Origin of the sequence: Polaribacter sp. (assembly GCF_965660385.1) — a bacterium.
GTDB lineage: Bacteria > Bacteroidota > Bacteroidia > Flavobacteriales > Flavobacteriaceae > Polaribacter.
This window is the reverse complement of record NZ_CBFHZT010000099.1, coordinates 1-4,658: the sequence shown is the minus strand read 5'-3', so window position 1 is coordinate 4,658 and position 4,658 is coordinate 1. Positions and strand designations below refer to the sequence as shown.

Genomic DNA, 4,658 nt, shown 5'->3' with positions numbered 1-4,658 from the left:
CCAACAACATAAAGAATAGGAGCAAGCTCAACGCTATAAGCTGTTAAAGATAAAGTTATACCTGGTGATGTTCTAAATAAGTCTCCAGCCGCTGTTTTTGCGATTGCTATAATTCTAAAATCATAATCTTTTGCAGTTTTAGCAACACCATTATTGTCTAACACAAATGTATTTAATTCACCATGCGTTAAATCTATACTATTTTCAGTTGTTTCTCCTAAAACTAAAGCATTGGCAAAATCAGTACCTGCTTCTGCAGCTTCTAACTGATAGCTAACCTCCACTGTAGAGGTTTCTGTAATTTCTGGATCTTCCCAAGTAATAGTTGCTGCTATTAAATCTGGGTCTACATCTGAAAGCGTATAAGCATCTCCTGAATTAGGGCTAGTAATCGATGGTAATTTTACTGCAAATTTTGATACTTGAAATAAAATTGAATTTGAAATTGCAGTACCTGTATTTAATCTCATATAAACTGCAGTAGCACTAAAAGATTTGATATCTGCATTGTCTAAAATTTGATTAAAACTAGCAACAGTCATAGAAAAGTTATTCTTTTCTGTTGATCCTAAAGAAATAGGGTTAACAAATTCTGGCTCAGTTGCCATTTCTATAGTGTATGTAGCACCTGTATTGATTTCATCAACCCAATTTATGGTAAAGGCTGGGTTGTCTGGTACTTCAAAATTTAAGAAAATATTGCTGATTCCAGGTGTATTTAAAACAAACTCTGGATCTGGTGTAACTATAGTTAAACTTTCTTCAACATCACAAGAACCTAAAATTAAGGTTAGTGACAGAATTAAGTAACTAATTTTTTTAAAATATTTTTTCATTTTATCTTTTATTTAAAGTGATATTATAAGTTTAATGGAATTAAAATATAACGTCCTGTTAAGTCATTAAACCAAACATCGTAATCATCTTCTACAATAACAGGAATAGCTCCTCCACCATCTGTAGCCACTCCAGAGAAAGAGGTTGAACTTCCCCATTTTGCACCAGAATCTGTAACAAACTCTATATTACCAGGTGTTAACCTAACGCTATTGACATACCAAATATGACCATCAAAAGCTAATTGATTCATAGCAACACTTGCAGTACTAGAACCTTCAATTGTTAAAGATGCAGGACTTGTTTTTCCACTTGCATCAAAAGAATCGAATGTAAACGTATTGGTTGCAAAATTTATTTTAAAGGTATAAAAGCCTTCTGGTATACCAGAGCCTCCTCCATAAGGAAAACGTTCAGGATCAGTTCCTCCACCAAGGTTAGCACCTACTGTAGTGCCATCATCCGTACCATATTGTGGTTGCCATAATCCTTTGGTAGATAATACTTTAAAATGACCATCTTGAGAAAATCTACCAGTATAATAATATAAATTACTATCTGAAGGGTCTCTAAAAAGTGCAGGATTATTATTGTTGTTTTCCCATCCTGGAGCTGTAGCATCTCCTACTAAATAAAAGTCATTGAACGTATAATTGAAATAAGGGTATACATTTAATTGTATAGGGTTTGAAGCAACAGTTTCACTATTTGTAGTGCCTAAAGACGATACAATTCTAATAAATACTGGTTTCCATTCAAAAGGGTTTAAACCTGCATTACCAGCAGCTGAATTTACTTCTGCAACAGATAATGTAATTGCAGTTTCGCCAGTAGTTGTTGCAGCAGTTATAGGAGCTGTAAAATCAGCATCACTAGAAAACTCAATTGCATAATTTACTGCAGCTTGTATTCCATAACTAGCATCTTGCCAGTTAAGATTAATAGCAGGGTTGTTTGTATTTACAGCATCTAACGTTAACTCTGTAAAACCTAAATCTGCTAATACAGGGGCTGTTGGATTTGATGTTATTGTAAATAATTCAGAATCATCATCACAAGCATTTACGATCAATAAGAATAATCCTATGATTGTTATTGCTGAAAATCGTTTTATATTTTTTTTCATTTCTAAATATTTTTGATGTTTAATACCCCTCATTTTGGGTTAAATTTGGGTTAGATGCTAAACTTGCAGAAGGTATTGGATATAATCTTCTTGTTGCAGGTATAGAGATACCATTGCTTCCATTACCTTTCCAAACCCAGTTGTAAGAACCGCCTGTGAATTTTCCAAAACGAATTAAGTCTTGTCTTCTATGCGCTTCCCAATGTAATTCTCTAGCTCTTTCATCTAAAATAAAATCTAAATTTAAATCTGAAAGTGTTAAGTTATTTTGAGGATTATTAGCTCTAGTTCTGATTGCGTTTATGTAGTTAACAGCATCTGTAGGTTCTGCACCAGAACCTCCTCTTAAGTGAGCTTCTATGTACATTAAATAAACATCTGCCAATCTAAATAATGGAAAATCTGTATCTGCAAATGTTAAACTAACATCAGAACCTGCTGCTCCTGTTGAGGTTAAATTAGAGTATTTTGCTAAAATATAACCTTGGTCTTGATTAGAAATATCTGTAATTTCTTTACTTCTTCCTTGAGAAATAATTGTATTTCTAGTATCATTGTTATAGATGCTTGGTTCAAATAATTCTACAAATTGTTTTCTTAGTCTTAAAGCGCCACCCCAACCAGCAGGACTTACTCCTAAAGATGAACCATTACCTTCTATACTACCTACAGAACCATTAATCATTACTGTAGTAGGTCCGTAGTTTTGTGTGTAAATACCATCAGATATTAATGGGAAGATAATTTCATTTGCAGCAGAGTTAGTATCGTTATCTGCCATAAAGTTGTGCAAATAATTAGAAGCTAACGAAAAACCACCGCCAATAATTTTTTTACAGTAGTCAATACATTCTGTGTATTTAGCTTCACCTATATAAACCTCTGCATTTAAATAAATTTTAGATAATATCATCCAAGCAACAGCTTGGTCTGCTCTACCATGTTCATTTGCTCTAGGTGCTGGTAAATCAGCCTCAATAGCTTTTAGTTCAGCCTCTACATAATCAAATAATTGCTGTCTGTTGTACGCTCTAGGTGGAGCATTAATTGCATCTTCTTCTGTTGTAAAGTTTGCTTGACCAAATAAATCCATCATATAGTAATATGACATTGCTCTTAACAAGCGAGCTTCTGCTCTAAATTGTTGTACCGCCGTTTTTGTTGCATCAGACACGTTTCTTTCTGATAACTTTGCATCTGTAGTTTCTCTTAAAAAATTGTTTGCAAAAGCTATAGTAACATGCGTTCTACCATACATTCCTAAAAGAATTGGGTCAGCTTCATTCCAAATATTTCGTTGAATTTCGCGAGTTCCTGGGTCATTTTCGTAAGACCAAATCATTTGGTCTGCAGATAAGGTTTGAAGGTATAATAAAACCCTACCAAATTGACTTGTACCCGCGTCTAAACCTTGTATGTTTGACGAACCTGCACCATCAACACCTGTTAATGATAAGTTACCATATACGCCAGCCAATAGTCTTTTATAAGAGGTTTCATCTTGAAAGAAATCTTCTCCTAATAAATCTTGGTCATCTTGTGGTGTGATGTCTAAATCTTTTGTACAAGAAGACAAAGCAACAACCATCACCAAAATAAAGACTGCTATTTTTTCTATTTTTAATATTTTTTTCATTATTTAATTTTTATGAATTAAAACTTAATGTTAGCACCTACCAAAAATACTCTAGGTCTTGGGTAGTTTTGATTATCGATACCACCACTACCTAATTCAGGATCTAACCCTGAGTAGTTGGTTAACAAAAACACATTCTGCATACCTGCCCAAAAACGAATACTGTTTGAATCGAATTTTTTTATTGGTTTATCTAAAGTATAACCTAACGTAATATTATCCATTCTTAAAAAAGAAGCATTTTCTAAATAAATATCAGATCTAATAACATTAGCTGTAGTATTAAAGTTTGTATTTAAAACGGATGTTGGTATGTTAGCTATAACAGCATTGTCTCTTAATAAATCGTATTGAGCTAAAGAAGAATTAACGTTATTGTATAAATAATTACCAACACTTGCTCTTAAGTTAAAGGCTAAATCAAAGCTTTTGTAATTAAAATTAGATTGAAAACCAAACGTTATGTTTGCTTGTGGATCTTCTTTTAAATATCGGTCAGAATCATTTGTAATTCCATCTCCATTTAAGTCAGCATAAGCACCTTCAATTGGGTTACCTGCACTATCATACAATTGTTTATAAACATAAAATGAATTTGGAGCAAAACCTTCTCTATGCAATTGAATAAAGTTTCCTGTACCACCAGCAATTCCACCTTGAGTAATGTCTTGACCTAAAGCCAATTCTTTAATTTCTCTACCAAGATATGTGGTGTTAAAGTTTACATTCCAACTAAAGTCTTCGGTTTTTAAAACATCAGCATTTAAAGCAAACTCTACCCCATTAACCTGTAAATCTCCAATGTTTTGTAAAACTCTGTTTGTAAAGTTAGTACCATCAGCAACAGGTGCATCTGATAATAAATCTGTTGAGTTTTTTTGAAACACGTTTAAAGAACCTGTAATTTTATTATCGAATAAACCATAATCTATACCTAATTCTACAGTAGCTGTTTTTTCCCATCTCAAATTACTCCTTGCAGAAGGAATTGTTGAAAGTATAGGGACACCTCCAAAAATGTATTGAGAATCTTGATTACCAAAACGATATCTATCTAAA

At 33.0% G+C, this 4,658-nt stretch carries 4 protein-coding genes; all 4 read right to left on the bottom strand.

The annotated features are described in order from the left end of the window. On the bottom strand, positions 1-836 hold an 836-nt coding region (locus tag ACTG3V_RS15045; protein WP_439132994.1), incomplete at its 3' end, for a SusE domain-containing protein. 23 nt (positions 837-859) lie between these two features. Beyond that, entirely contained in the window at positions 860-1,963 is a 1,104-nt protein-coding gene (locus ACTG3V_RS15040; RefSeq protein ID WP_439132993.1) for a SusE domain-containing protein, read from the bottom strand. A 19-nt stretch (positions 1,964-1,982) separates the two neighbouring features. After that, complete coding sequence (locus tag ACTG3V_RS15035) at positions 1,983-3,599, bottom strand: RagB/SusD family nutrient uptake outer membrane protein (protein ID WP_439132992.1); 1,617 nt, start codon at positions 3,597-3,599, stop codon at positions 1,983-1,985. 17 nt (positions 3,600-3,616) lie between these two features. Next, positions 3,617-4,658, bottom strand: a 1,042-nt coding sequence (locus ACTG3V_RS15030) for a TonB-dependent receptor domain-containing protein (protein WP_439132991.1), incomplete at its 5' end; no start/stop codon positions are given.